This window comes from Curtobacterium sp. L3-7 (genome assembly GCF_048756585.1).
Classification (GTDB): domain Bacteria; phylum Actinomycetota; class Actinomycetes; order Actinomycetales; family Microbacteriaceae; genus Curtobacterium.
This window is the reverse complement of the sequence record NZ_CP151474.1, coordinates 875,150-898,822: the sequence shown is the minus strand read 5'-3', so window position 1 is coordinate 898,822 and position 23,673 is coordinate 875,150. Positions and strand designations below refer to the sequence as shown.

Sequence of the window (23,673 nt, the reverse complement as noted above, 5' to 3'; positions counted from 1 at the left end):
GATGCCCGCGACCCCGCTCCGCATCGGCCTCGTCGGGGCCGGTGGGATCGCGCACGCCCACATGCCCGGGTTGCTGCGGCTCGGCTCCGTGACCGTGTACGCGAAGGACGGTGCGCCGGAGTTCGCAGCTGCGTGGGCATCGGCAGCGGCCGCAGCTGGATCGTCCGTCACGGTCGTGGAGTCGCTCGACGCCCTGCTCGAAGCGGTCGACGTGGTGGACGTGGTCACCCCGACGTTCGCCCACGCCGAGGTGGTCCGAGCGGCCCTCGCGGCGGGCAAGGACGTCGTCTCGGAGAAGCCCCTGGCGCGGACCGACGCCGACGCGTCGGACCTGGTGCAGTGCGCACGGGACGCGGGCCGGCGGCTCTACCCGGCCCACGTGGTGCGCTTCTTCCCTGCGTACGTGCGCCTGCAGGAGGCCGTGACCACGGGCCTCCTGGGCGACCTGGCGGTCCTGCGGTTCGTCCGCTCCGGTGCCTTCCCGATCCGCACCCCGTGGTTCGCGGACCGTGCCCTGTCCGGCGGGATCGTGATGGACCAGATGATCCACGACCTCGACATCGCGCGCTGGGTGGCCGGCGAGGTGACGACGGTGTCGGCGGTCGGTGTGCGCTCCGGGACCGACGCCGAGCCGGTCGAGGCGGCGCACGTCCTGCTGACCCACGCGTCGGGGGCGATCAGCCACGTGGCGGGGATCTGGGGGCCGCAGCACCTGCCGTTCACGACCGAGTACTCGGTGACCGGCACGCTCGGCAGTCTGTCGCACCGATCGCGCGACGAGGTCGACTACGTCGCGGACCTGGCGGTGCCGGAGGCCGTCGACGGGTTCCTGCCTGCGGTCGATCCGGCCGACGATCCGTACGGGCTGGAGCTCGCGGAGTTCTTCGGGGCCGTGCTGGACCCGGCGAAGCCCGAGCCCCGCGTCACTGCGGCGGACGGAGCAGCAGCAGTCCGCATCGCGAACGCCGCGCTCGAGTCGATCGAGACCGGGCAGCCCGTGACGCTGGGAGGTGGCGCGTGACCATCAGGATCGGCGTGATGTCGTTCGCGCACACGCACGCGATCGGGTACCTCAGCGCCCTGCAGGCGATGGACGGCGTCGAGGTCAGGGGCTCGGATCCGGACGGCGTGAGCACCGGGCCGTCCGTCGGTGAGCTGCGCGGCCGCGACCTCGCCGAGGCGCTCGGGGTCGCCTACGCCGACACGCACGACGAGCTGCTGGCGTGGCGGCCGGACGCCGTCGTCGTCACGAGCGAGAACGCGCGGCACCGCGAGCTCGTCGAGCTCGCCGCAGCGGCCGGTGCGCACGTGCTGTGCGAGAAGCCACTCGCCACGACGTGGGAGGACGGCCTCGCCATCCGGGACGCCGTCGAACGCGCCGGGGTCCTGCTCATGGTGGCGTTCCCGGTGCGGTTCTCGTCGGCGTTCGCGAAGCTCAGGGCCGCGCACGACGCCGGTGCACTCGGGCAGCTGTTCGCGATCCGGGGGACGAACAACGGCATGCTGCCGCGCACCCGCGACTGGTTCACCGACCCGGCACTGTCCGGTGGCGGCGCGATCGTCGACCACGTCGTGCACATCGCCGACATGCTCGAGGGGCTCATGGGTGCAGCGCCGGGGACCGTCACGGCTGTGGTGAACCGCACGCTGCACGCCGGGCGCGCGCGGGCCGAGACCGCCGGGCTCGTGACGATCACCTACGACAACGGGGTGATCGCCGCGATCGACTGCTCGTGGAGCAAGGCGGACACGTCCGCGGTGTGGGGCGGGCTGACGCTCGACGTCGCGGGGACCGGCGGGACCGTGTCGCTCGACTTCTTCGGCCCGGCCGCACGGGGGTTCGCCGCGGAGACGGGATTGCCGATCGAGGCCAGGTACGGCGCCGACCTCGACGAGGCGATGCTCGCCACCTTCGTCGACGCCGTCCGGACAGGGGTGCAGCCCCAGCCCGACGTGCGGGTGGGGCTGCGGACGCTGTCGATCGTGCTGGCAGCGCAGGAGTCCGTGCGGACCGGGCAGACGGTGGCGGTCGGCTCCGTGACCGCCACCGCCGGCCCGGACGACGTCAGCGCTGCAGTGCCTCCGTCAGCTTGACCCGTCCACCGGTGCGGAGCAGGGCGTTCTCGTAGACCCGGGCACCGATCACCACGACGAGCGCGGCGGACGCGATGACCACGAGGAGCGACACGATCGGCTCCCACCACTCGGCGGTCCCGAGGAAGATCCGCATCGGCATCCCGATCGGGGCGCTGAACGGCACGTAGGACATGATCCCGAGCACGGTGGGGTTGTCCGCGGCGAAGATGATCAGGAAGTAGGGGATCATCACGAGCATCATCACCGGGGTGGTGACGCTGCCGACGTCCTCCTGTCGGGACACGAGGGCCGCCGACGCCGCGAACAGCGCCGCGATGAGCACGAACCCGAACGCGAAGAACACGACGAACCAGAGCATGCTCGGCCCGAGCAGCGTGAACAGGTTGTCCTGCCCGGTCACGGCGAGCGTCACCGCCGCTGCGATCGCGATCGCCACGATCTGCCCGAGGGCCATCACGCTGTTCCCGATCACCTTGCCCGCGAGCAGGGCCCTTGCCGGGATCGCGGCCATCAGGATCTCGACCACGCGGGTCGCCTTCTCCTCGACGACGCTCTGCGCGATCGACTGCCCGAACGTGACCGCCGCGGCGAAGAACACGATGCCGAACGCGATCCCGACGAGGGAGATGAGCCCCGGCGCCATCGCGTCCGGGTCGAGCAGCTCCACCTCCGGCGAGACGCTGAGCGCCTGGACGACGTCGGTCGGCGCGCTGTCGAGCCCGACGACACCGAACCCGATCGGGCCGGACTCCGGCACGATCGCGGCGTCGACGTCACCGCTCCGGACGAGTCGCTCGGCCGCGGCACGGTCGTCGACCCGGGTGACGTCGAGCCCACCGGTCGACGGCAGGCTGACACCGTCCACGACCGCGACGGGCGTGGTGCTGTCGCCACTCGACTTGCCGACGATGCCGCCGACCACGATCGACGCGACGACCATCAGGAGCAGGATCAGCGCCGAGATGACGAAGGCCTTGCTGCGGAGCCGCGCCTGGATCTCACGGTTGGAGACGAGACGGACGGCCCGACCGAACGAGTTCATCGGACGACCTCCCGGAAGACCTCGCTGAGCCGGGCGACCCTGGGCCCGAACGACCCCACCGTCCCCGTGGTGACCGCCCGCTGCAGGACGCGCTGCGCCACGGGCTCGGACGCCTCGAAGACCGCGTAGCCGCCGTCGAACTCGCGGACGTGCACGTCCGGCTCCTCGCGGAGCCAGGCGACGTCCCCGTCGACCAGCAGCTCCCACGCCGCCGGACCTGCCGCACGGCGGAGTTCCTCCTGCGGGCCCGCAGCACGGATCCGGCCGTCGGCGATGACCACGACGTCGTCGCAGAGCCGCTCGACGACGTCGAGCTGGTGGCTGGAGAACAGGACGGGGACCCCGTCGGCCGCGGCCTCGCGCAGGACGCCGAGCACGGTGTCGACGGCCATCGGGTCGAGGCCGGAGAACGGCTCGTCGAGCACGAGCACCTCCGGCCGGTGGGCGAGCGCCGCGGCGACCTGCACGCGCTGCTGGTTGCCGAGGGAGAGCTTCTCGACCGGGTCGTCGGCGTGCTGCGTCAGTTCGAGGCGCTCGAGCAGTTCGGCGGTGCGAGCGGCGGCCGGGCGACGGTCGACCCCGTGCAGCCGCGCCAGGTAGGTGACCTGCTCGGCAACGGGCATCTTCGGGTACAGGCCGCGTTCCTCGGGCATGTACCCGAAGCGGCGGCGGTCGGCGGGCCCGATGGTCTGGCCGTCGATCGACACCGATCCGCTGTCGGCGTCGAGCACGCCGAGCATGATGCGCATGGTGGTGGTCTTGCCGGCGCCGTTGCCGCCGACGAACCCGGTGAGCCGACCCCGGCCGACCGTGAACGTCACGTCGTCGAGCACCAGGCGGTCTCCGAAGTGCTTCGTCACTCCCTCGACACTGAGCATCGTGTCCCCTCTCGTGCGGTGGTGGATCCACCGCACCACCGACGCTACGGAGGAACCGCGGACCGCACCTCCCACGCCGGACGGGTTCCGAGCCTCCGTCCCAAGACGGAGGAGGGGACCTCCCCGCCGGACCGGGCGGGGCGGGAGCTACCCGCCGGACCGGGCCACCCCGTGCTCGTACGCCCAGACCACCGCCTGCACGCGGTCCCGGAGCTGCAGCTTCTGCAGCACGTTCGACACGTGCGTCTTCACGGTCGCCTCCCCCACGTACAGCCGCTCCGCGATCTCACCGTTGCTCATGCCCTGCGCGAGCAGCCGGAGGACCTCGGCCTCGCGCTCGGTGAGTCCGGGCACGGCGCCGTCCGAGACCCCAGCGGGTGCGGATCCCGTCGCGCGGCTGATCACCCGACGGGTGACGTCCGGCGCAAGCAGCGCGTCGCCGGACGCGACCGTCAGCACCGCGTCGATGAGCTTCTCCGGCGAGGCGTTCTTCAGCAAGAAGCCGCTCGCTCCCGCGTCCAACGCGGCGAACAGGGTGTCGTCGTTGTCGAAGGTGGTCAGGATCAGGACGGCGGGCGGATCGTCCAGGGCCGTGATGCGCCGGGCCGCTTCGAGCCCGTCCACGCCCGGCATCTGCACGTCGAGGCAGACCACGTCCGGCCGGAGCGTGGTGACGGCGTCGACCGCCGTCGCTCCGTCGGCCGCCTCGCCGACGACCGTGATGCCCGGCTCCGACTCGAGGATGACCCGGAACCCGGCGCGCACCAGGTCCTGGTCATCGGCCAGCACCACCCGCACGGTCACGTCGTCGGCAGCCATGCGCGCACCAGGTACCCTCCCCGGGCGCGTGGCCCGATCTCGATGCGGCCGCCGACGGCGGCGACCCGCTCACGCATCCCGACGTGGCCGAGTCCGCCCCGCCCGGTGCCGTCCGCCTCGGCCCTCGCCGCCGGACTGGAGGCTCGACTCCCGATCCCGGTGTCCGTCACCTCGATCTCCACCGCGTCCGGCAGGTACCGGAGTCGAAGGTCCGCGCGCGCGTCCGGTCCGGCGTGCTTCAGGACGTTGGTCACGGCCTCTTGCGCGATGCGGAAGGCGACGACGGCGACCGTCGGCGGCACCGCGCGCTCGTCGCCGACCACGGTGTACTGCGTGGGGTGTCCCGCAGTCCTGGCCGCCTCGGCGAGTTCACCGAGCCGTGCCATCCCCTCGGTGCTGGGGGCATCGGGCACGGTGTCGCGGTCGTCGCGATCCGTCTCCCGGAGGGTGCCGAGCATCTTCCGGAGTTCCTCCACCGCGGTCCGCGCGCTGTCCTCGACGACACCGAGCGACGTCGCCGCCTGGTCCGGGTCGCGGTCGAGCACCCGTCGGGCAGCGCCCGCCTGGACACCCATGAGCGAGACGTGGTGGGCCACGACGTCGTGCAGTTCCCGCGCGATCCGGACGCGTTCGAGCGTGACGGCCTGTGCCGCGGTCCGCTCGCGCTCGACCGCGAGCTCGGCGGTACGTTCGGCGAGCTCGTGCTTCGCGACCGCCGACGCCCATGCACGGTTGCCGGAGTACCAGGCGGCGCCGAAGTAGACGAGGTTGATGATGATCGACATCAGCGAGTTCGCGATGAACGGCGAGACCGGTCCGTCGCCCGTCTTCGGCAGGGCGCTCGGCACCGACCAGCTGAACGACAGGGCGATGAACAGCCAGGCGAACATCCCGACGATGACGATCCAGCGCACCACCTCGGCGCGGACGCGGTCGGAACACCACGCCCCCACCGTGTACAGCGCGATGAAGAGTGTGAAGTTGTTGAAGAACAGCTCGGGCACGTGCAGGATCTGCATCGCCGCGAACGTCGCCGCCACGACCACCGCGACGGTCATCGGGAAGCGGCGCCGGAACGCGAGGGGTCCGGCGTTCGCCACGACGAGCAGGACGGACAGCCACCACGGTGCGAGCTCGTCGTAGAAGCCGGTCGAGCCGTAGAGGATCGTCGAGACGCCCATCGCGACGGCGAGCACCGCCGCGAGGATCGTGTCCTGCCGGTACTCCGCACGACCGACGGGCAGCCGCGACCATTCGCTCGTCGTCGCCCCCGTTGCGTCCATGCCGTCAACGCTAGCGGCCCGGGTGCGCTCCGGGGGTTGCGCGCGTAGGGGGTCGATTCGCGCGTAGGAGGTCGAATCGCGCGCAGGAGGTCGGTTCTTCCGACCTCCTCCGCGCGATCCCGCTTTCCATTGCAAGCGTTGTGGGTGCTCTGGGCGGTCGCGCAGCAGGACGGGAGGCACGGTGCGGGCTGGCACCGCGCCTCCCGTCCGTCGGGGTGACCGTCCACCGCACGGTCGTTGCGTCCGCAACGTGCGACAGCTGCGCTGTCGGACGACAGCGACTTCGTCGTTCCGAGTCGGCACGCGGCGCTAGTGCTCCGTGCGGCGCGACCACCGGACCAGCAGGAACAACCCGAGCACGACGGCCACGGCCACGAACCCGCCGATCCCCGCCGCTCCGGCCGACACGGCCACACCGGCGAGCACCGCCAGGACCGGGGCGTCCATCGCCCAGAGGACCCGGATGACCGGCATCGGGTCGCCGACCGCGGAGGGCGCCGGCGTCATCAGGAAGAGCGGCGCAGGCCCGCGGAGGGCGTTGCTGAGATGTGCTGCGACCGCGACGATCGGCAGCGCGATGCCACCCCAGACGAGCACGGGCACCGATGCCGGCGCGACGACGGCACCGAGCACGATCGCTGTCCCGCCGGTCAGGAGCAGCGTCGCTCCGGTCGGCACGATGCTGTGGACGAGGAGCAGCCGCCCGTCGCCGACGCCGTACAGCGGGAGGTCCGTCGTGACCTGCGCAGCGTGCTGCAGCCCGCGACTGAACGCGCCGACGCCGGTGTACAGCAGGACCGCGGCGAGGGCTCCGAGGAGGAACCCGCCAGCGGGTGCGACCGCGGCGAGCACCAGGAACGCTCCGGCCCCCGCGACCGTCACGACCCCGGTCGCGAGGCGTGCCGGCGTCCGGACCGCCCCGACCAGGTCGCGGACGACGAAGACCACCCAGAGGCGTGCGCTGCGGAGCACCGCCTCGATCCGCCTCCCGACCGTCGGGAGCGCCTGGTACGACTCGGCGACGGAGGTGAAGTCGAGGCTGACGGCGTGGGCGATCGCCACGTCCCAGTTCGCCGCCTGCGCCGTGAGCGTCGCGTCGTCGATCCGGTCGAGCAGCCACGGCACCGCCGCGAGTCCGGCGACGGCGAGGACGAGCAGCACCACGTCGGCGGCGACGACCGGACCTCCGCTACTCACCCACGCCCATCGGCCGAACGGCTCAGCGGACACGACCTGCGCCGCGCCAGCGACAAGGAGCAGGACCACGGCGAGCGCCCCGGCGACACGGGGGAACGACTCACCGATGAGCCAGCACACCACCGCGACCACGCCGACGAGTGCCCCGCGCAGCGCGAAGTCCAGCACGGCGGGCGCGGACACCAGCCCGAGCGAGCCGAGCGCGAGTCCGATGAACACCGCGATCCCGCCGCCGATGACCACCGCGACGGACACCGCGGTGAGGACCCGCGACCGGAACACGGTCCGTCGGCGGAGATCGCTCCCGGTCAGCGCGTGGACGAGGAACGGCGGGGCGACCGCCGGCCCACGGCTCCTGCCGATCAGGAGCGCCGCCGCCCAGATGCCGAGCACGACGGTCCCGGCGATCGTCCCTGCGGCCGACGACGTCAGCGCGGACGAGCTCGTCTCGGTGGTGATCCGCAGCCACACGGTCCGGCCGATCGGGGCCCCGACGATGAGCGCGGCGAGCACGAGCGTGTACGCGAGGTAGGCCCGGTCCCCCAGGTCCCGGACCTGACGGTCGCGCCACACGCCGGTGGCGGCAGCGAGACGTGCGCTCACCGGTGGGCGCCCAGGTCGACGACGTGGTCGGCGAGCTGCTCGGTGAGGAGGTCGCTGTGCGTCGCGACGACGAGGGACGCACCGGCGTCTCGCCGACGGCCGAGCACGTCGCTCACCATCTCGAGGCGTTCCTGGTCGAGTCGTTGTTCGGGCTCGTCGAGCAGGAGCACGTCGAACGGCCGCGCGAGCACGAGCGCCAGTCCGACCAGCTGTTGCTGCCCGGTCGACAGCTCGTGCGGGAACCGCCGCACCAGCGTGTCCAGTCCGAACGCACCGAGTGTCTCCGTGGCCAGCGTCTCGGCGGTGTCGCGGTCGCCGAACCAGGTCGCTGCCACGAGCCGGACGTGGTCCTGGACGGTCAGGTCGCTCGCCATCGGTGGCAGTCCGATCATCGCGGCGACCCGGCGCCGGAAGGCCGGGTCGCGACGGGAGATCCGCGCCCCCGCGATGGTGGCGGTCCCTGTGCTCGGCGACCGCATCCCGGCGAGCACGCGGAGCAGTGTCGACTTGCCGGCGCCGTTGTGTCCGCGCACGATGAGGGCCTGCCCCGCGTCGCACCGGACGGTCGTCGCGGGCAACAGGGTCACGTCGTCGGCCGCGACCACGAGGTCGTCCACGGAGATCATCACGGGCCCAGCCTGCCCTGTCGTCGCACCGTGACGCGAGCACGAGTCCTCGGTAGCATCACTCCACCGTGGTCAGGGGTGACCGCGCCAGGGATCAGGGGCCCACCATGACCGCACGACGATGGACGACGGTCGGCATCACGGCCGCGATGACAATGATCGGCGTGCTGGTCGCACCGGTCACCGCCAGCGCTGCGGTCCCGGACGGCGACGGGACGCTCACCGTGATGCTGACCGACCCGGACAAGCAGCCGATCGCCTTGGGTGGTGTGGCCGTGGACCTGCGCGCCGCGGACGGCGGCACCGCCGCGTCGGCGACGAGTGACCAGCGCGGACGCCTCACGTTCGAGGACGTCCCTGCCGGGACCTGGACGCTCCACGGCGAGCGCGAGGGATCGTACGGCTTCGACGACACGATCCCCGCGACGCGGAGCGAGGTCGTCGTCACACCGGGTGGCCACGACACCGTCGTGCTCGTGATGCGGAGGGGTGCGTCCATCGGCGGTACGGCGCACAACCCGTACGGCGCGGACCTCTCCGGCGCGTCGGTCGTCGTGCGCGGCTGGAACACCGGCACCGTGAAGCGCACGGTGACCTCGCCGGACGGGCACTACTGGGTGCACGGGCTGCCGAGCGACGACTACAGCGTGCAGGTCAACGCGCACGACGAGACCCTCGACTCGTGGCCGGCACTCCGGAACGAGTCGTGGGGATTCCACCGCGACCCGGGCTCCACGGCGGCGCGCACGTACGTCCGGGTGTCGCACGAAGCGGTCGGCCGCGACGAGACGGTGCTCGACGGGATCGACGGCAGTGCGACCGAGGGCGTCACGCTCACCGGCATCGTCAACCCGCAGCTCGACACCGACTTCACCAACGCCACCGTGCACGTGTACGGCGAGTCCATCGGCAGTACGTTCGACACCCGCTTGAGCTACTGGTCCCCGGGCCGCGGCGGGACGTTCGGCGCGGTGTTGAGCGCCGGGCGGTACAAGGTCGAGGTCGTCGGGTGGTCGCCGAGCCAACGTCGGTGGATCTCGTACTGGTACGGCGGCGAGGGCAACCGGCCGGTCGCGGACCGGGCGTCGTCGCACACGATCGTGATGAGCGGAGACCAGAGCCGCTCGATCTCCTTCTGGAGCACGCGCTGACGGACTGCACCCGACCGCCGCGTCCGCAATGAGAAAACCCGGCCCCAGAGGGGCCGGGCGGTATGTCACCCATCATACACGAGGATCACCAGCCAGGTGGTCGCCGCGCTCGGCCGCACACCGACGGAAGTTGCGCCGAGCGTGTCTCCGCGGCAGTCAGCTGATGCCACCAGTGGGCTCCTACGCCATCCGTGGCGTCTCCGTTCAGCTTGCCAGCCGGGTACCCGGGCGTCGGGTTGACGAGCCCGACCGGGACGACTGTGCGCACGTACCGGATCGGGAACTCGAGGTCGCTGTCGTTGCTGATCACGATCGCCGTGTCGATCCGGGCGGTGAGGACGTCGATGAGCAGGTGGGACGCTACGTTGACGTCCGAGCCCTTCTCCTCTCGGCGTGCGACGGAGGCCATGAACGTGGCATCGGGGACATCTGATCCGAACTGGTCGCGCACCTGCAGTGGCCAGTCCGCTCGGGTCAGCTGGGGGCGACCACGACGTCCCGGGGTCGCGAGTGGTGCCGTCGCGACGCGTGAGACGTAGTTCCCGAGGGCGAGCACGTCGATCGAACCGTTCTGGTCGAGAGCACGGAGGTACGTGTCCTGGTCGTGCTGCCCTGCGGTGTTGTCGGCTCCGTTGACCCTCGCGGTGCAGTAGACGACCCGGGACACGTGCGCATTCCTCCACGCACTGCCGGGTCCGTCGAGCAGGTTCGTCGCGAGCGTGCGGAGATCGAGCCAGCGCCATCCCGGCGTCGAACGCCCGCAGAGCGCGCGGGCACCGTAGTAGAGGTTGAACCCGTCGATGTACACGCCGACCCGCATGCGGTCACGGTAGGGAGACGCAGCTGCGCGGCGGAGCCGGTGCGCGTGATCTGTGGACAACACCTCGTTGCGGGCTACGCTGCGAGCCACCGGGCAAGGCCGACGAGGAGGTCGCGCATGCACAAGGTCACGTACTCGATGACGGCGTCCCTCGACGGGTTCACCACGGACGCCGGCGGACGCTTCGACTGGAGCGAGCCGGACGACGAGGTGTTCCGGGTCTTCCTCGACCAGCTCCGCGGCGTCGACGTGCACCTCATGGGGCGGAAGCTCTACGAGACGATGCTGTTCTGGGAGACCGCGGACGACGTGCCAGGTCTGAGCGACGCCGAACGTGAGTGGACGACGATCTGGAAGGCGCTGCCGAAGGTGGTGTTCTCGCGCACCTTGACGTCGGTGGAGGGCAACGCACGCCTGGCGACGGACGGCATCGAGGAAGAGGTCGCCCGGCTGCGCGCGGCCCCCGGCGACGGCGACATCGCGATCGGTGGCCCCGAGCTCGCAGCCCAGATCGCCGGCCTCGACCTGATCGACGAGTACCAGCTCGTGGTCGCGCCGGTGCTCGTCGGCGGCGGGACGCCGTACTTCGCGCACGCCGGCGCGCACCGGCAGCTCGAACTCGTCGAGGCCCGCGTCTTCGAGGCCGGGTCGGTCTTCCTCCGCCACCGCGTCACGCCTTGAGCGGACGCGGTCCGGACCGCGTTCAGAGCGCGAGCAGCAGGACCACCAGGGTCGCGACCGACAGCACGAGGAGTGCAGCTGCGCCCTGCAGGCCCTTGTCGCGCGCCCGCACGTGCGCGACGATCGCGCCGACGAAGTACACGATCGAGCCGATGGCGGCAGCGATGCCGAGCGCCGGGATCCACAGCCCCGCGACGAGGCCGATCGTGGCGAGGACCTCGAGCACCCCGAGCACGCGCATCTGCGACGGGGTCACGTGCACCGACGCCATGTTCGCCCGCATGGGCGCCGCGCCGACGAGCTTCATGACACCGGACCCGAGCATGGCGGCGGCGAGGACGAGGGACAGGATGACGGCTGCGATGTGCACGGGGTGCTCCAAGTGACGAAACGGACAGTGGTGTCCGATTCAATCCGGACACCACTGTCCGTATTCCCGGATCGCCGTCGTACACTCCGATCGTGAGCGAGACCCCCGCGAGAGCACCTCGGAAGGACGCCCTCCGCAACCGAGCAGCGATCGTCGAGTCGGCGTGCACGGCCTTCGCGGAGCGGGGACTCGACGCCCCGCTCGAACCGATCGCCGCGGCCGCAGGAGTCGGCAACGCGACGCTCTACCGGCACTTCCCCGAGCGCGCGGCCCTGTGGGAGGAGGTCCTCCTGGCACCGTTGCAGGAGGTCCTCGACCTGGTGCACGAGTGCGCCGCCCTGTCCGAGGGGGATCCGTGGAGCGGCTTCGCCACCTTCATCCGCCGGACCGCCGAGATCGAGGCGCGGCGCGAGGGCTTCAGCGACCTGATGACCACTCGGTTCACGGGCGCGCCGACGCTCCTCGCCATGCGTGCGGAGATCCAGACCGGCCTCGAGTCGCTGTTCCGTCGCGCGCAGGACTCCGGCTCGATCCGGCCCGACGCGGCGCTCGAGGACGTGGCCGTCCTGCAACTCTCGATGTCGAGCACGATCGCGGCCTTCGGCGAGGTGGCCCCACAGCTCCACAGACGATGGGTCGACCTGCTCCTCGATGCCCTTCGAGCACCGGGAGCGGAACGAGAGCCACTCGGTGGGTCACCCCTCCGGCCGAACCAGATCTGGCGTGCGGTGATGCGACGGCGGTGAGCCCCGGTCAGGCCAGGTGCCGGAGCAGCGCAGCGGCGGGACGACGCCCGTCGGCGACGACCCCACGGAGCGAGCGGACGAAGGGGTCACCCGGCGAGACGGTGACGGGCTGCTCCCACGCGACCGCGGTACCGATGCCCGGGTAGTCGGTTGCCCGGACGAACCACGGGTCAGGCGCCGAGGACGTCAGCAGGATCGTCGCCGGCCCGATCGCACCCGGGGTCCCGGCGAAGTCCGCCGCCCATCTGACCCACGGTGCCCGGGTGCCGAGCACGGCGTCCTCCCCGTCGGCGTCGGCCGTGGAGACCTCGACGCCCGAGCACGGCGGGAAGCGCCAGAACCACCCGCCGTACCCGGCACGCACCCGACCGTTCGACCCGGGGCTCCCGAGCGTCACCGGCCGGTCCCCCACGGGTTCGAGTGAGGTGGACAGGTCCAGCAGCCAACAGTCACCGTCGAGCGGTCGGGACCGCATCGTGCGGACCTCGCGGAGCTGGTCGGCACCGTCGCGATCGACCCACGTCAGGGAGGCCGTGATCGAGTCGGCGTCCCGCTCGAGGTCGTCCAGCCGCTGCCGCCCGTGGTCGTCCTGGTCGACGTACCCGCGCCCGTGCACGTACGTCCCGCCGCCCCAGGTGTTCGTCCCGTCGACATCGGCGACGGTGAACCCCAGCCCGAGGTGCCAGTCGTGGTCAGCCGGTCGACGGGCGGTGAGTTCGACGCCGCCGAGTGTCCGGACGGGGTGCAGGAACGGGCGAGGGGACGAGGACGGCGTGGTCCCGGCGCCGTCCTGCAGCACGAGGAGCGGTCCTGCACCGGCGGTGGCCACCACGGCGTCCCGAGCGGCTGACGCCCACGGGGCGCCGGCATCGACGAACGTCCCGTCGAGGTCCGCGGCCGCCCGGACCCAGCGCTCGACGTCCTGCACGACCGGGTGCGCGTCGTCGCCGGTCCCGACGACCTCGACGAAACGGGGTTCGATCCTGGTGGGCTCCGGCGCGGTGCGCATCGCCTCGACGACCCGCATGAACGCACCGGTCGAGTCGAGGGGCACCAGCAGCGGGACGCCGTCGGCACGGTGCGCCAAGAGGTTCTCGAGCAGGTCGGTCCTCGTACCAGGAGTCACCGCGCCGTCCGGACCGACGACCTCGTCCGTCGTGTACCGGAAGGAGACGGTACCGCGGTCGCCGACGACCTCGACGACCGGTGCCGCATCTGCCGGGCCCGACGCCGCCAGGGTCAGGGCAGCGGAGACGGTCGGTCGGTCGGCGTCGAGCGGAGCGGGCACGATCCGGAGCGCAGTGGTGTCGTCCGCGTCGATCGCGTTCGCGCGGTAGGCATCGACGTCGACACGCTCCACGTCCTCGACACGCTGGACCCCGGCGATGCGGAGCGCCGTCGCCACCGCGTGGGCGAGCGGGTTCGTGACGACCCCGTCCACGACGTCGACGCCGTCGAGCGAGCGTCTGCCTGCCCAGGGCGAGCGCTTCCAGTACGCCGCGCGACGCACCCACGTGCCCATCGCCCGCACGTGCCGGACCGGACCGATGCCGAACCGGTCGACATCGAGGTCGTCGAGCACGTGCGACCCGAGGCTCTGGAACCCCACCTGCACGACCCGGCCGGTCTCGCGCTGCACGGCGAGCAGGGTCTCGAAGTCCGCCATCCGGGCGAAGGGCGGCTTCTCGAGCAGGACGTCGGCACCGGCACGGAGCGCCTCGGCAGCGGCGGTCGCGTGCACGGGGATGGGTACCGCGGCGATCACGATGTCCGGCACGCCGACACCCGCGAAGGCGTCGCCGAGTGATGGGAAGAGCGGAGCGCCGACGGCGTCGACATCAACCACGAGCGGGTCGACCAGCCCGGTCAACCGGACCGCGCCCGCCGCCTGCAGCCGCCGGACGTTCGCCAGGTGTACCGCACCGAAGCCACGCACCCCGACGAGCACGACCGACGCCCCGGTCATCGGTCGAAGCGCCGCACGGGGACGCACGCGTCGAACGCCGCGACCACCCGTTCGGCGACGACGTCGGCCGGTGTGTCCCAGACGTCCTGGTTGAACACCTCGACCTCGACGTCCCCGGTGTACCCGGCCGCGTCGACGGCCTCGGAGACCGGGCCGAAGTCGATGTGCCCGTCCCCCATCAGGCCGCGCGACAGCAGCGGGTCCGCGGCGATCGGCGTGACCCAGTCGCTCACCTGGTAGGACGCGATCCGGCGCTCCCTCCCGGCCCGCGCGACCGATCCGGGCAGAGCAGGGTCCCACCAGACGTGGAAGGTGTCCACCACGACCCCGACGACGGCCGGGTCGAACGGCGCGGCGAGGTCGAGGGCCTGCGCGAGCGTCGACACGACGGCCCGATCGGCCGCGTACATCGGGTGGAGCGGCTCGATCGCGAGCTGCACGCCCGCTGCGGCCGCCGTCGGTTCGAGTTCGGCGAGCGCGTCGGCGACCCTGCCCCGCGCCCCGACCAGGTCCGTCGATCCCGACGGGAGTCCCCCGGCGACGAGCACCAGCACCGCTCGCGATCCCGGGGCTCCCGCAGCCGCCAGTGCCGCCGTCTCCTCGATCGCCCGCCGGTTGTCGTCGATCGCCGCCCGGCGGACCGTGCCCTCGACGGGCGTGAAGAACCCGCTGCGGCAGTGCGACGACACCCGGAGCCCGGAGTCAGCGAGCATCCGCGCGGCGTCGTCGAGCCCGACCTCCTGCACCGGCTCACGCCACGTCCCGATCGCACCGATGCCGGCGGACCGCGTGGCGGCGATCGCCTCGGCGAGCGTCGCGGACTTCACCGTCGCCTGGTTGAGCGACAAGCGCGGGTGCGCCTCGGCGCGCCCAGCTACACGCGCCGCCCCGCGCCCACCCACACCCGCGCCCGCGCGCCCCGCCACGGTGCTCACGCGACCACCGCGTTCCTGGAGCCGCCGCGCGGACCGGCACCGAGCCTCCCGGCCGACCCGACCGGCACCCCAGCCCACGTGAGCATGCCGTGCCAGCGCGACGCGGCGAGGTCCGGGTCCTCGAGCGCGCCGCAGGCGTTCGCGAGGCGGACGGTCTCGGACAGCTGCGGCAGACTGCGCGCCGCGTGCATGCCACCGACCATCGTGAAGGCGGGCTGGTGACCGTTCAGCCAGGACAGGAAGGCGATCCCGGTCTTGTAGTGCCAGGTCGGCGCGGCGAAGACCTGCCGAGCGAGCGCCTCCGTCGGACCGAGGACGCTGCGGAACCCGTCCGCGTCCCCGCGGTCGAGCGCCTGCACCGCCGACGACGCGATCGGCGCGATCGCGGCGAACGCCCCGAGCAGCGCGTCGGAGTGCCGACCGGCGTGCTCGGACATCAGGTCGACGTAGTGGAAGTCGTCCCCCGTGAACATCCGGGCGGTCCCCGGGAGCCGCGAGCGGAGCGCGACCTCGGCGTCCGCGTCGAGCAGGCTCATCTTGATGCCGGCGACCCGTTCGCCGGCATCCGCGATGATCCGGAGGACGGTGTTCGTGGCCTCCGGTACTGACCTGGACCCGAAGTACTCCTCGAGCACCGGATCGAACGCGGCCCCGAGCCAGTGCAGCACCACCGGCTGCGTCGCAGCGGCGATCACCCGCTCGTACACGTGTCGGTAGTCGTCGGCCGTCCGGGCCGCGCGCGCCAGGTGCCGACTCGCCATCACGACGGCCACCGCACCGTGCTCCTCGGCGTGCCGGAGCTGCGCGACGTACGCGTCGACGATCTCGTCGAGGGTGGCACCGTCGGACGCGATGTCGTCGGTGTTCACGCCGACCGCGATGCGTCCGCCGACGGAACGGGCCTCTGCCGCGCTGCGCCGGACGAGTTCCCGCATCGCGACCGGGTCGAGGCCCGCGTTGCGCTGCGCGGTGTCCATCGCGTCCGCCACGCCGAGCCCCCACGACCACAGGTGGTGCCGGAACGCGAGGGTCGCGTCCCAGTCGATGTCCGCTGCGGCTCCTGGGGTGTTGTCGCCCGCGACGCGCGGGACGACGTGGGCCGCCGCGTAGACGACCCGACTGGTGAGCGGTCCGCGCGGCTTCGTCCACATCGGGGCCTCGCGGAGCGGGACGCCGGCCGTGGTGCCGTCCGGCGCGAGGAGCGTCAGGTCCGTCATGCGGTCACCCGGGCGTCGTCGGCCTGGAGGCTCGGTGCGGCTCCGTCGCCGAGCCGCAGGTCCGGCAGGTCGATCCGTCGCCCCTCGCGGTCCGACCGCAGACCGGCTTCCGCCAGCGCCACCCCGCGCGCACCGGAGAGCAGGTCGTACGGGTGCGGCGCGTCCTCGACGACGTGGCGCACGAACTGCTCCCACTGGACCTTGAAGCCGTTCTCGAAGACCTCGTTGTCGGGGACCTCCTGCCAGCCGGCGCGGTAGTCGTTCTCGTCGCGGATGTCGGGGTTCCAGACCGGCTTCGGCGTGGTGCTCCGGTGCTGGACCCGGCAGCCGAAGAGCCCGGCGACGGCGCTGCCCTCGGTGCCGTCGACCTGGAACTCGACGAGCTCGTCGCGGTCGACGCGCACCGTCCAGCTCGAGTTGATCTGCGCGGTGATCCCGCCTGCGAGGTCGAAGATGCCGTACGCCGCGTCGTCAGCGGTGGCCCGGTACCGGTTGCCGTGCTCGTCCACCCGCTCCGGGATGTGGGTGACCGCACGGGCGGAGACGGACTCGACCCGGCCGAACAGGTCCTCCAGGACGTAGTTCCAGTGCGGGAACATGTCGACGACGATGCCACCGCCGTCCTCGGCGCGGTAGTTCCAGCTCGGGCGCTGCGCGGCCTGCCAGTCGCCCTCGAAGACCCAGTAGCCGAACTCCCCGCGCACGCTGAGGACCCGTCCGAGGGCGCCGGACGCCAGCACCCGGCGGAGCTTCCTGAGCCCCGGGAGGAACAGCTTGTCGTGCACCACGCCGTTCTTGACCCCGGCGTCACGGGCCGCGCGGGCGAGGTCGAGGGCGTCGTCGAGGGTCTCCGCGGTGGGCTTCTCGGTGTAGACCGCCTTGCCTGCGGCGATCGCGCGGCGGAGTGCGGGGACGCGGGCGCTGGTCACGAGGAAGTCGGCGTAGACGTCCCAACGCGGGTCGGACAGCGCGGCGTCGAGGTCGGTCGTCCAGTGCTCGATGCCGTGCCGGTGCCCGATCTCGGCGAGCTTCGGTTCAGAGCGCCCGACGAGCAGCGGCTCGACCTGCACGCGGGAGCCGTCGGACAGCAGCACGCCGCCCTGCTCCCGGATGGCGAGGATCGAGCGGACGAGGTGCTGTCGGTACCCCATCCGACCGGAGACGCCGTTCATGATGATGCCGAGTGGTGGTCGTGACACGGAGTCCTCCGGTGATCGTCGGTGATCGCGCACGGATGCCGTGCGGAAAGCGCTTACCGCACGGTACACCGATGCACAGGCCGAGGGAAGGCCCGTCGTCAGGTGAGCCTGGTGCTCGCGCGGAGGACGACCTCGCCGGCGACCACCGCGGGCACGTCCTCGCCGAGGGCCGCCTGGACGGCGAGCTCCCCGATCGTCTCGAGCGGCAGGTGCACGGTCGACAGCGCGGGCACCACGTCCGCCAGCGTGCCGACGTCGTCGAACCCAGCGACCGCGATGTCCCGCCCCGGTTCGAGCCCGTGGTCGCGGATCGCGGCGAGCGCCCCGACCGCACTGACGTCGTTGACCGCGAAGACGCACCCGGGACGGACCCCGGCCTCGAGCAGCTGCGTCATCGCGGCATGGCCACCGTCGCGCGTGAACACCCCGGCGACCACCCGGTCGTCCGCCAGACGGATCCCCCGACCCGCGAGCCCGTCGACGAAGCCCGTCGCCCGTGCCCTGGCGGTGACGACGTCGTGCTCGCCGGCGAGCACCGCGAAGTCCCGGTGCCCCTCGTCGACGAGCGCCTCGGCGAGCGCAGCCGCTCCCGCGCGGTTCCCGATCACGAGCGGGATGACGGCGGTCGGCGACGCGGCACCCTCGTCCGACACCAGGGCGACGACCGAGGCACCACCGCCACGCAGGAGCTCCACGCCCGCTCCGGCCGCGCTGCTCGTCCTGCGACTCACAGCGAGGACGACCGCGCGCGGCCGGAGTCCCGCGACGCTCTGCAACACCGACGCCTCGCGCTCCGCGTCCCCCGCGGTGGAGGTGATCACGAGCACGAGGCCGGCTCGGTCGGCCGCCCGCATCGCCCCCGCGGCGATCTGCGCGAAGTACGGGTCCGTGATCTCGCCGACGACGAGCGACACCACCGTCGTCGCCCCACGCGCGACGGCCTGCGCCTGCACGTTGGGCATGTACCGGAGCTCCCGCGCCGCCGCCTCCACCCGCTCGACGTACTCGGGACGCACGCGGCGGGTGCTGCCGTTGAGCGCTCGGGACGCCGTCGCGAGTGAGACGCCGGCCGCGCGGGCGACGTCCTCCAGGGTCGCACTGCTGCGCTCGACCACCTCGACGCTCCGTCCCGGCCGCGCGTTCGCGGACACGGTCACAGCATGCCAGGCGTTGCCGTCCACACCGGCCCCGGCAGGCCACCGGCACACTTGCGGAAAGCGCTTGCCAAGGTCCGTTACAACGATTACGGTGGCGCCCAGTCACCGACACCACCATCAAAGGAGATGGGAATCGTGCAACGCAGCAACTCCATGACGGCGAGCTCCTGGTGAGTGCGCTCGGCGAACTCCGTGCACTCCGCGCACGAGACGCCCAGGGGAAACGCATCCCCGCTTCCCGGCGGGACGACAAGGCCGCGGCCGTCTTCCTCGCCCCGTGGCTGATCGGCATGGTCGGGATCACCCTCGGCCCGATCCTCGCCTCGCTCTACCTGTCCTTCACCAACTACAACCTCCTGCAGAACCCGACGTTCACCGGCTTGACCAACATCCAGCGGATGGTCGAGGACACCAACCTCGGCAGCTCGCTCGTGGTGACGCTCGTCTACACGGTGGTCTCCGTCCCGCTGCAGCTCGCGGCCGCCCTCCTCGTCGCCGTGCTGCTCGACCGCGGGATGCGGGGGCTGTCGTTCTACCGGTCGGTCCTCTACCTGCCGTCCCTGCTCGGCGGCAGTGTCGCGATCGCGGTGCTCTGGCGTCTGGTGTTCGGCGGCGACGGACTGCTCAACGCACTCCTGGCGGTCTTCGGCATCCAGGGACAGTCCTGGATCGGGTCCCCGAACACGGCCCTCGGGACGCTGATCATCCTGCACGTCTGGACCTTCGGGGCGCCGATGGTGATCTTCCTCGCCGGGCTCCGGCAGATCCCCCGGCAGTACTACGAGGCGGCCTCCACCGACGGGGCGACCCGCTGGCGGCAGTTCCGGTCGATCACGCTGCCGCTGCTCAGCCCGATCGTGTTCTTCAACCTGGTGCTCGGGATCATCGGGGCCTTCCAGTCGTTCACGCAGGCCTACGTGATCTCGAACGGCACAGGAGGGCCGACGAACTCGACCCTCTTCATCACGCTCTACCTCTACCAGAAGGCGTTTGGCAGCCTGCAGATGGGATACGCCTCCGCGATCGCGTGGCTCCTCCTGCTCATCGTCGGCGCCGCCACCGCGCTCAACTTCTGGGCCTCGAAGTACTGGGTCTTCTACGATGACTGATCACTCGACCGCGCTGCGTCCAGCACCGGCGACGCCCCCGGCGGACCGCCGACCCGATCCCCGACCCGAGACCGTCCGCGTCGCGAAGGCCCGCGGCTCACGCGCCGGCAGCATCGCCAAGCACACCGTCCTCATCCTGCTGAGCCTCGTGATGCTCTACCCGGTGCTCTGGATGGTGGTGAGTTCGCTCCGCCCCGACGGGCACATCTTCGACAACCCGAGCCTCGTGCTCAACACCTTCGACACCGAGAACTACACGACGGGGTGGAGCGCCCTGCAACGCCCGTTCGGCGTGTACCTGGCGAACTCGGCGATCATCGTGATCGGCGCCATCATCGGCAACCTCGTAAGCTGCTCCCTCGCGGCCTACGCGTTCGCCCGGCTGAGCTTCCGGTACAAGCGGCTCGCGTTCGGCGCGATGCTCGTGACGATGATGCTGCCCATCCAGGTGCTCATCATCCCGCAGTACGTCATCTACTCGCAGCTCGGCTGGATCAACACGTTCCTGCCGCTCATCGTGCCGAAGTTCCTCGCCACGGACGGCTTCTTCGTCTTCCTGATGGTCCAGTTCATCCGCGGGATCCCGCGTGAGCTCGACGAGGCCGCGCGCATCGACGGCGCAGGGCACGCACGGATCTTCTTCCAGGTGATCCTGCCGCTCATGAAGCCGGCGCTGGCGACGGCGGCGATCTTCACCTTCATCTGGACGTGGAACGACTTCTTCAGCCAGCTCGTGTTCGTCACCGCGCCGGACAAGTACACGGCGTCCGTCGCCCTCCGCCAGTTCATCGACCCGACCGGGCAGTCCGACTTCGGTGCCCTCTTCGCGATGAGCGTCGTCACGCTCGTCCCCGTGTTCCTCGCGTTCCTCTTCGGCCAGCGGTTCCTCCTCAGGGGCATCGCGACCACCGGCGGCAAGTGAACCGCCCCCACCCGATCGATCCACTCACCAGAGCAAGGAAGACCATGCACCTGAGATCACGCGTCATCGGCGCCGTCGCGATCGCCACCGCCTCCGTCCTCGCCGTCGGCGGCTGCGCCGTCGGCAACTCGAACGGCGGTGGAGCCGAGCTGAGCAAGGACCCCGTCACCATCTCCCTGAACTGGTGGGGCGCTGGGGCCCGCGTCACCGCCACCGAAGCGGCAGTGAAGGCCTTCGAGAAGGAGCACCCCAACATCACCGTGAAGACCCAGTCCACCGACTGGGGCAGCTACTGGGACAAGCTCGCCACCACCATCGCCGGCGGCAGCGCGCCGGACGTCATGCAGTTCGACCAGATCTACGTCGCCTCGTACGCCCAGCGCGGCGCGATCGCCGACCTCGGGCAGTACAGCAAGTACCTCGACACCTCGGACCTCACGAAGAACGTCCGCGACACGGGCCAGTACGACGGCAAGCTCTACGCCGTCCCGATCGGGCTGAACTCGATCGGCGTCGCCGTGAACCGGACCGTCCTCGACGAGTACGGCATCGACATGCCCTCCTCGAAGGGGTGGACGTGGGACGAGATGAACACGGTCGCGAAGGAGGTCACCGAGAAGTCCGGCGGCAAGGTCAAGGGCCTCGACCCGTTCGGCGGCGACACCCCGTCACTGACGCTCTGGGCCCGCCAGCACGGCGGCGCGGTGTTCGATGACAAGGGCAAGGTCGTCCTGAAGCCGTCCATGCTCGCCGACTACTGGCAGTACGCGCTCGACCAGATCGACGCCGGGGTCACGCCGAGTCCGTCGCAGCTCGCCGAGGGCACGAACGCCGCGCTCGACCAGTCCGACATCGCCACCGGCAAGGTCGCGATGACGTTCATCCCCTCCAACCTCAGCGCGTACCAGGCCGCAGCGCCGTCGCAGAAGCTCGACATGCTCGCGATGCCGGCCGCCGCCGATGCGAAGAAGGGCTGGCAGTACCTCAAGTCCTCGATGTACTGGTCGATCTCGAGCAAGTCGAAGCACCCGGCGGAAGCGGCTGAGCTCATCGACTTCCTGACGACCAGCCCGAAGGTCGGCAAGATCTTCGGCGCCGAGCGCGGTATGCCCGCGAACCCCGCGTTCCAGAAGCAGATCACGCCGGACCTCAGCGGCTCGGACAAGATCGTCATGGACTACGTGAAGCAGGTCACCGCAGAGTCCGGTCCGCCCGCTCCGATCACGCCGGTCGGCGCGCAGGACGCGGACACCCTGCTGGCCCAGATCTGGCAGAACGTCCAGTTCGGCAAGACCACGCCGAAGGCGGGGGCCGAGCAGTACGTGACGCAGCTGAAGAAGGCCATCCAGGACGCGCAGTAGGCGCGACCGCAGACGGACGGGAGGCACGGTGCCAGCTGGCACCGTACCTCCCGTCCGTCACACTGCCGACCGCGGGAATGGAACCCGCGTGTCCGGGTTTGACCCCTCCATGACATCGTCAGCCCAGCGCCGTGGGTGGCTCAGCGTCCTCTCCGTCGCACTCGGTTCCTTCGTGCTCGTCCTCTCCGAGTTCCTGCCCATCGGGCTCCTCCCCGCGATCGCCGCCGACCTCGACGTCCCGGTCGGGACCGCCGGCTTGATGGTCGTCGCGACCGGACTCGTCGGTGCCGTCGCCGCCCCCGTCGTGACGGTCGCGACCTCGCGCCTCGACCGTCGTGTGGTCCTCGTCGCCCTGACGGTGCTGCTGGTCGTCGCCGACGGCCTGGCGGCCGTCGCGCCCACGTTCGCGGTCCTCCTCGCCGCACGCATGCTGCTCGGGGTCGGGATCGGTGGCTTCTGGGCGATCGGTGCCGGGATCGCCGGGAGGCTCGTCCCGGCCCCGTCGGTCATCCGCGCGACCTCCTTCATCACCGCGGGCGTCTCGGTCGCCACCGTGGTCAGCCTGCCGCTCGGCGCGTTCGTCTCCGCGCTCGGCAGCTGGCGCCTCGGGTTCGTGATCGGCGGCGCGCTCGGGCTGGTCGCGCTGGTGCTCCAGCTGGCGATGCTGCCGAGCATCCCGGCGGTGCAGCGGGTGCGGTTCGCCACACTCGGCGCGCTGCTCCGCGTGCCGAGGGCCCGGGTCGGGCTCATCGGCACCGCGTTCGTCTTCGCGGCGCAGTTCGCGGCGTACACCTACGTCGCGCCGTACCTGCAGGAGCTCGTCGGTGTCGGGCCTGAGACGATCACCCTCGCGCTCCTGGTGTTCGGCGTCGCCGGCATCGTCGGTAACTTCGTGGCGGGGGTCACGCTGAGCCGGAACGTGCTCGGCACGATCGGGGCGTCCAAGATCGTCCTGGCCGCGGCCGTGATCGCGCTGCCACTGCTCGCCCACTCGGTCGTCGGGGTGTTCGCCCTGCTCGTCGTCTGGGGCCTCGTGTGGGGCGCACTCCCCCTCGGGATGCAGACCTGGATGTCCACCGCGTCACCCGGCGGTTCGGAGACCGGTCTCGCGCTCTTCGTCACCACGATCCAGCTCGCGATCGCCGCGGGATCGGTCCTCGGCGGCGTCGCCGTGACGTCGTTCGGGATCGCCGCGGACTTCTGGTTCGCCGGTGGCATCGCGGTCGTCGGGGCCGTCGTGCTGGTCGGCCTCGGGCTGCGCCGTGGGAACGCGGTGCCGGTGGCGTCCACCGACGACGTCGTCCCCGCGTCGACCGGCCCCGTCCAGACCGTCTGCCCGACCGGGGCCTGACCCGGCCGCGCGCCGCCCGCCGCGCGCCGCCCGCCGCATCGAGTGCGCGGAAACGGCGAGCAGATCGCCCCCGAGAACGCATCGTCTGCACACTCGCTCTGCGCGAGCGGGGTGACGACGGACGGGAGGGTCGTGGCGGGGCC

General features: G+C 71.6%; 22 protein-coding genes. 9 read left to right on the top strand and 13 right to left on the bottom strand.

Annotated elements, in window-relative coordinates; translation table 11 throughout:
* The first annotated feature begins 1 nt into the window (after position 1).
* The gene (locus AAEP80_RS04580) at positions 2–1,021 is read left to right on the top strand and encodes a Gfo/Idh/MocA family protein (RefSeq protein ID WP_413600255.1); all 1,020 of its coding nucleotides are present in this window, start codon (positions 2–4) and stop codon (positions 1,019–1,021) included.
* Positions 1,018–2,094, top strand: coding sequence for a Gfo/Idh/MocA family protein (locus AAEP80_RS04575; protein ID WP_420366131.1), 1,077 nt, complete (start codon positions 1,018–1,020; stop codon positions 2,092–2,094). Before AAEP80_RS04580 ends, AAEP80_RS04575 begins: the two co-directional genes overlap by 4 nt.
* On the opposite strand, the gene AAEP80_RS04570 is transcribed toward AAEP80_RS04575, so the two are convergent.
* The 6 genes from AAEP80_RS04570 to AAEP80_RS04545 all read right to left on the bottom strand — a co-directional run bounded on the left by AAEP80_RS04570 (position 2,066) and on the right by AAEP80_RS04545 (position 8,545).
* Positions 2,066–3,139 (bottom strand): ABC transporter permease, encoded by a 1,074-nt coding sequence (locus AAEP80_RS04570; RefSeq protein ID WP_420366130.1) that lies wholly within the window; start codon positions 3,137–3,139, stop codon positions 2,066–2,068. The genes AAEP80_RS04575 and AAEP80_RS04570 overlap by 29 nt on opposite strands.
* A complete protein-coding gene (locus AAEP80_RS04565; protein ID WP_420366129.1) occupies positions 3,136–4,017 on the bottom strand; it encodes an ABC transporter ATP-binding protein in 882 nt (293 codons plus the stop codon). Before AAEP80_RS04565 ends, AAEP80_RS04570 begins: the two co-directional genes overlap by 4 nt.
* Positions 4,018–4,164: 147 nt before the next feature.
* Positions 4,165–4,836, bottom strand: coding sequence for a response regulator (locus AAEP80_RS04560; protein WP_402727760.1), 672 nt, complete (start codon positions 4,834–4,836; stop codon positions 4,165–4,167).
* The gene (locus tag AAEP80_RS04555) at positions 4,818–6,119 is read right to left on the bottom strand and encodes a sensor histidine kinase (protein ID WP_413600259.1); all 1,302 of its coding nucleotides are present in this window, start codon (positions 6,117–6,119) and stop codon (positions 4,818–4,820) included. Before AAEP80_RS04555 ends, AAEP80_RS04560 begins: the two co-directional genes overlap by 19 nt.
* Positions 6,120–6,428: 309 nt before the next feature.
* On the bottom strand, positions 6,429–7,919 hold the full coding sequence (locus AAEP80_RS04550; protein ID WP_420366128.1) for a hypothetical protein: 1,491 nt from the start codon (positions 7,917–7,919) through the stop codon (positions 6,429–6,431).
* Complete coding sequence (locus AAEP80_RS04545; protein ID WP_420366844.1) at positions 7,916–8,545, bottom strand: ABC transporter ATP-binding protein; 630 nt, start codon at positions 8,543–8,545, stop codon at positions 7,916–7,918. Before AAEP80_RS04545 ends, AAEP80_RS04550 begins: the two co-directional genes overlap by 4 nt.
* A 107-nt stretch (positions 8,546–8,652) precedes the next feature.
* On the opposite strand from AAEP80_RS04545, the gene AAEP80_RS04540 reads away from it, so the two are divergent.
* The gene (locus tag AAEP80_RS04540; protein WP_420366127.1) at positions 8,653–9,696 is read left to right on the top strand and encodes a carboxypeptidase regulatory-like domain-containing protein; all 1,044 of its coding nucleotides are present in this window, start codon (positions 8,653–8,655) and stop codon (positions 9,694–9,696) included.
* 85 nt (positions 9,697–9,781) lie between these two features.
* Here AAEP80_RS04540 and AAEP80_RS04535 read toward each other — a convergent pair whose 3' ends face one another.
* Positions 9,782–10,516: an NYN domain-containing protein gene (locus AAEP80_RS04535; protein WP_420366126.1), complete on the bottom strand. Its 735-nt coding sequence runs from the start codon at positions 10,514–10,516 to the stop codon at positions 9,782–9,784.
* 117 nt (positions 10,517–10,633) lie between these two features.
* Here AAEP80_RS04535 and AAEP80_RS04530 point away from each other — a divergent pair, with 117 nt between their 5' ends.
* The gene (locus tag AAEP80_RS04530; protein ID WP_420366125.1) at positions 10,634–11,197 is read left to right on the top strand and encodes a dihydrofolate reductase family protein; all 564 of its coding nucleotides are present in this window, start codon (positions 10,634–10,636) and stop codon (positions 11,195–11,197) included.
* A 22-nt stretch (positions 11,198–11,219) separates the two neighbouring features.
* Here AAEP80_RS04530 and AAEP80_RS04525 read toward each other — a convergent pair whose 3' ends face one another.
* Positions 11,220–11,567 carry a DoxX family protein gene (locus AAEP80_RS04525; protein ID WP_420366124.1) on the bottom strand — a complete coding sequence of 116 codons (348 nt, stop codon included), beginning with the start codon at positions 11,565–11,567 and terminating at the stop codon, positions 11,220–11,222.
* A gap of 92 nt (positions 11,568–11,659) precedes the next feature.
* Here AAEP80_RS04525 and AAEP80_RS04520 point away from each other — a divergent pair, with 92 nt between their 5' ends.
* A complete protein-coding gene (locus AAEP80_RS04520) occupies positions 11,660–12,313 on the top strand; it encodes a TetR/AcrR family transcriptional regulator (RefSeq protein ID WP_420366123.1) in 654 nt (217 codons plus the stop codon).
* A gap of 7 nt (positions 12,314–12,320) precedes the next feature.
* On the opposite strand, the gene AAEP80_RS04515 is transcribed toward AAEP80_RS04520, so the two are convergent.
* The 5 genes from AAEP80_RS04515 to AAEP80_RS04495 form a co-directional block, all read right to left on the bottom strand.
* On the bottom strand, positions 12,321–14,279 hold the full coding sequence (locus tag AAEP80_RS04515) for a DUF6807 family protein (RefSeq protein WP_420366122.1): 1,959 nt from the start codon (positions 14,277–14,279) through the stop codon (positions 12,321–12,323).
* Entirely contained in the window at positions 14,276–15,127 is an 852-nt protein-coding gene (locus tag AAEP80_RS04510) for a sugar phosphate isomerase/epimerase family protein (protein ID WP_420366121.1), read from the bottom strand. Before AAEP80_RS04510 ends, AAEP80_RS04515 begins: the two co-directional genes overlap by 4 nt.
* 83 nt (positions 15,128–15,210) lie before the next feature.
* Positions 15,211–16,431 (bottom strand): DUF993 family protein, encoded by a 1,221-nt coding sequence (locus tag AAEP80_RS04505; protein ID WP_420366120.1) that lies wholly within the window; start codon positions 16,429–16,431, stop codon positions 15,211–15,213.
* On the bottom strand, positions 16,428–17,603 hold the full coding sequence (locus AAEP80_RS04500) for a Gfo/Idh/MocA family protein (protein ID WP_420366843.1): 1,176 nt from the start codon (positions 17,601–17,603) through the stop codon (positions 16,428–16,430). Before AAEP80_RS04500 ends, AAEP80_RS04505 begins: the two co-directional genes overlap by 4 nt.
* Positions 17,604–17,728: 125 nt before the next feature.
* The gene (locus AAEP80_RS04495) at positions 17,729–18,781 is read right to left on the bottom strand and encodes a LacI family DNA-binding transcriptional regulator (protein WP_420366119.1); all 1,053 of its coding nucleotides are present in this window, start codon (positions 18,779–18,781) and stop codon (positions 17,729–17,731) included.
* Between the two features lie 176 nt (positions 18,782–18,957).
* On the opposite strand from AAEP80_RS04495, the gene AAEP80_RS04490 reads away from it, so the two are divergent.
* The 4 genes from AAEP80_RS04490 to AAEP80_RS04475 all read left to right on the top strand — a co-directional run bounded on the left by AAEP80_RS04490 (position 18,958) and on the right by AAEP80_RS04475 (position 23,530).
* Positions 18,958–19,896: a carbohydrate ABC transporter permease gene (locus AAEP80_RS04490; protein ID WP_281266515.1), complete on the top strand. Its 939-nt coding sequence runs from the start codon at positions 18,958–18,960 to the stop codon at positions 19,894–19,896.
* The gene (locus AAEP80_RS04485; protein WP_281266514.1) at positions 19,889–20,818 is read left to right on the top strand and encodes a carbohydrate ABC transporter permease; all 930 of its coding nucleotides are present in this window, start codon (positions 19,889–19,891) and stop codon (positions 20,816–20,818) included. Before AAEP80_RS04490 ends, AAEP80_RS04485 begins: the two co-directional genes overlap by 8 nt.
* Before the next feature lie 44 nt (positions 20,819–20,862).
* The gene (locus AAEP80_RS04480; RefSeq protein WP_420366118.1) at positions 20,863–22,179 is read left to right on the top strand and encodes an ABC transporter substrate-binding protein; all 1,317 of its coding nucleotides are present in this window, start codon (positions 20,863–20,865) and stop codon (positions 22,177–22,179) included.
* Positions 22,180–22,288: 109 nt separating this feature from the next.
* Complete coding sequence (locus tag AAEP80_RS04475; RefSeq protein ID WP_420366117.1) at positions 22,289–23,530, top strand: MFS transporter; 1,242 nt, start codon at positions 22,289–22,291, stop codon at positions 23,528–23,530.
* Positions 23,531–23,673: the final 143 nt, after the last annotated feature.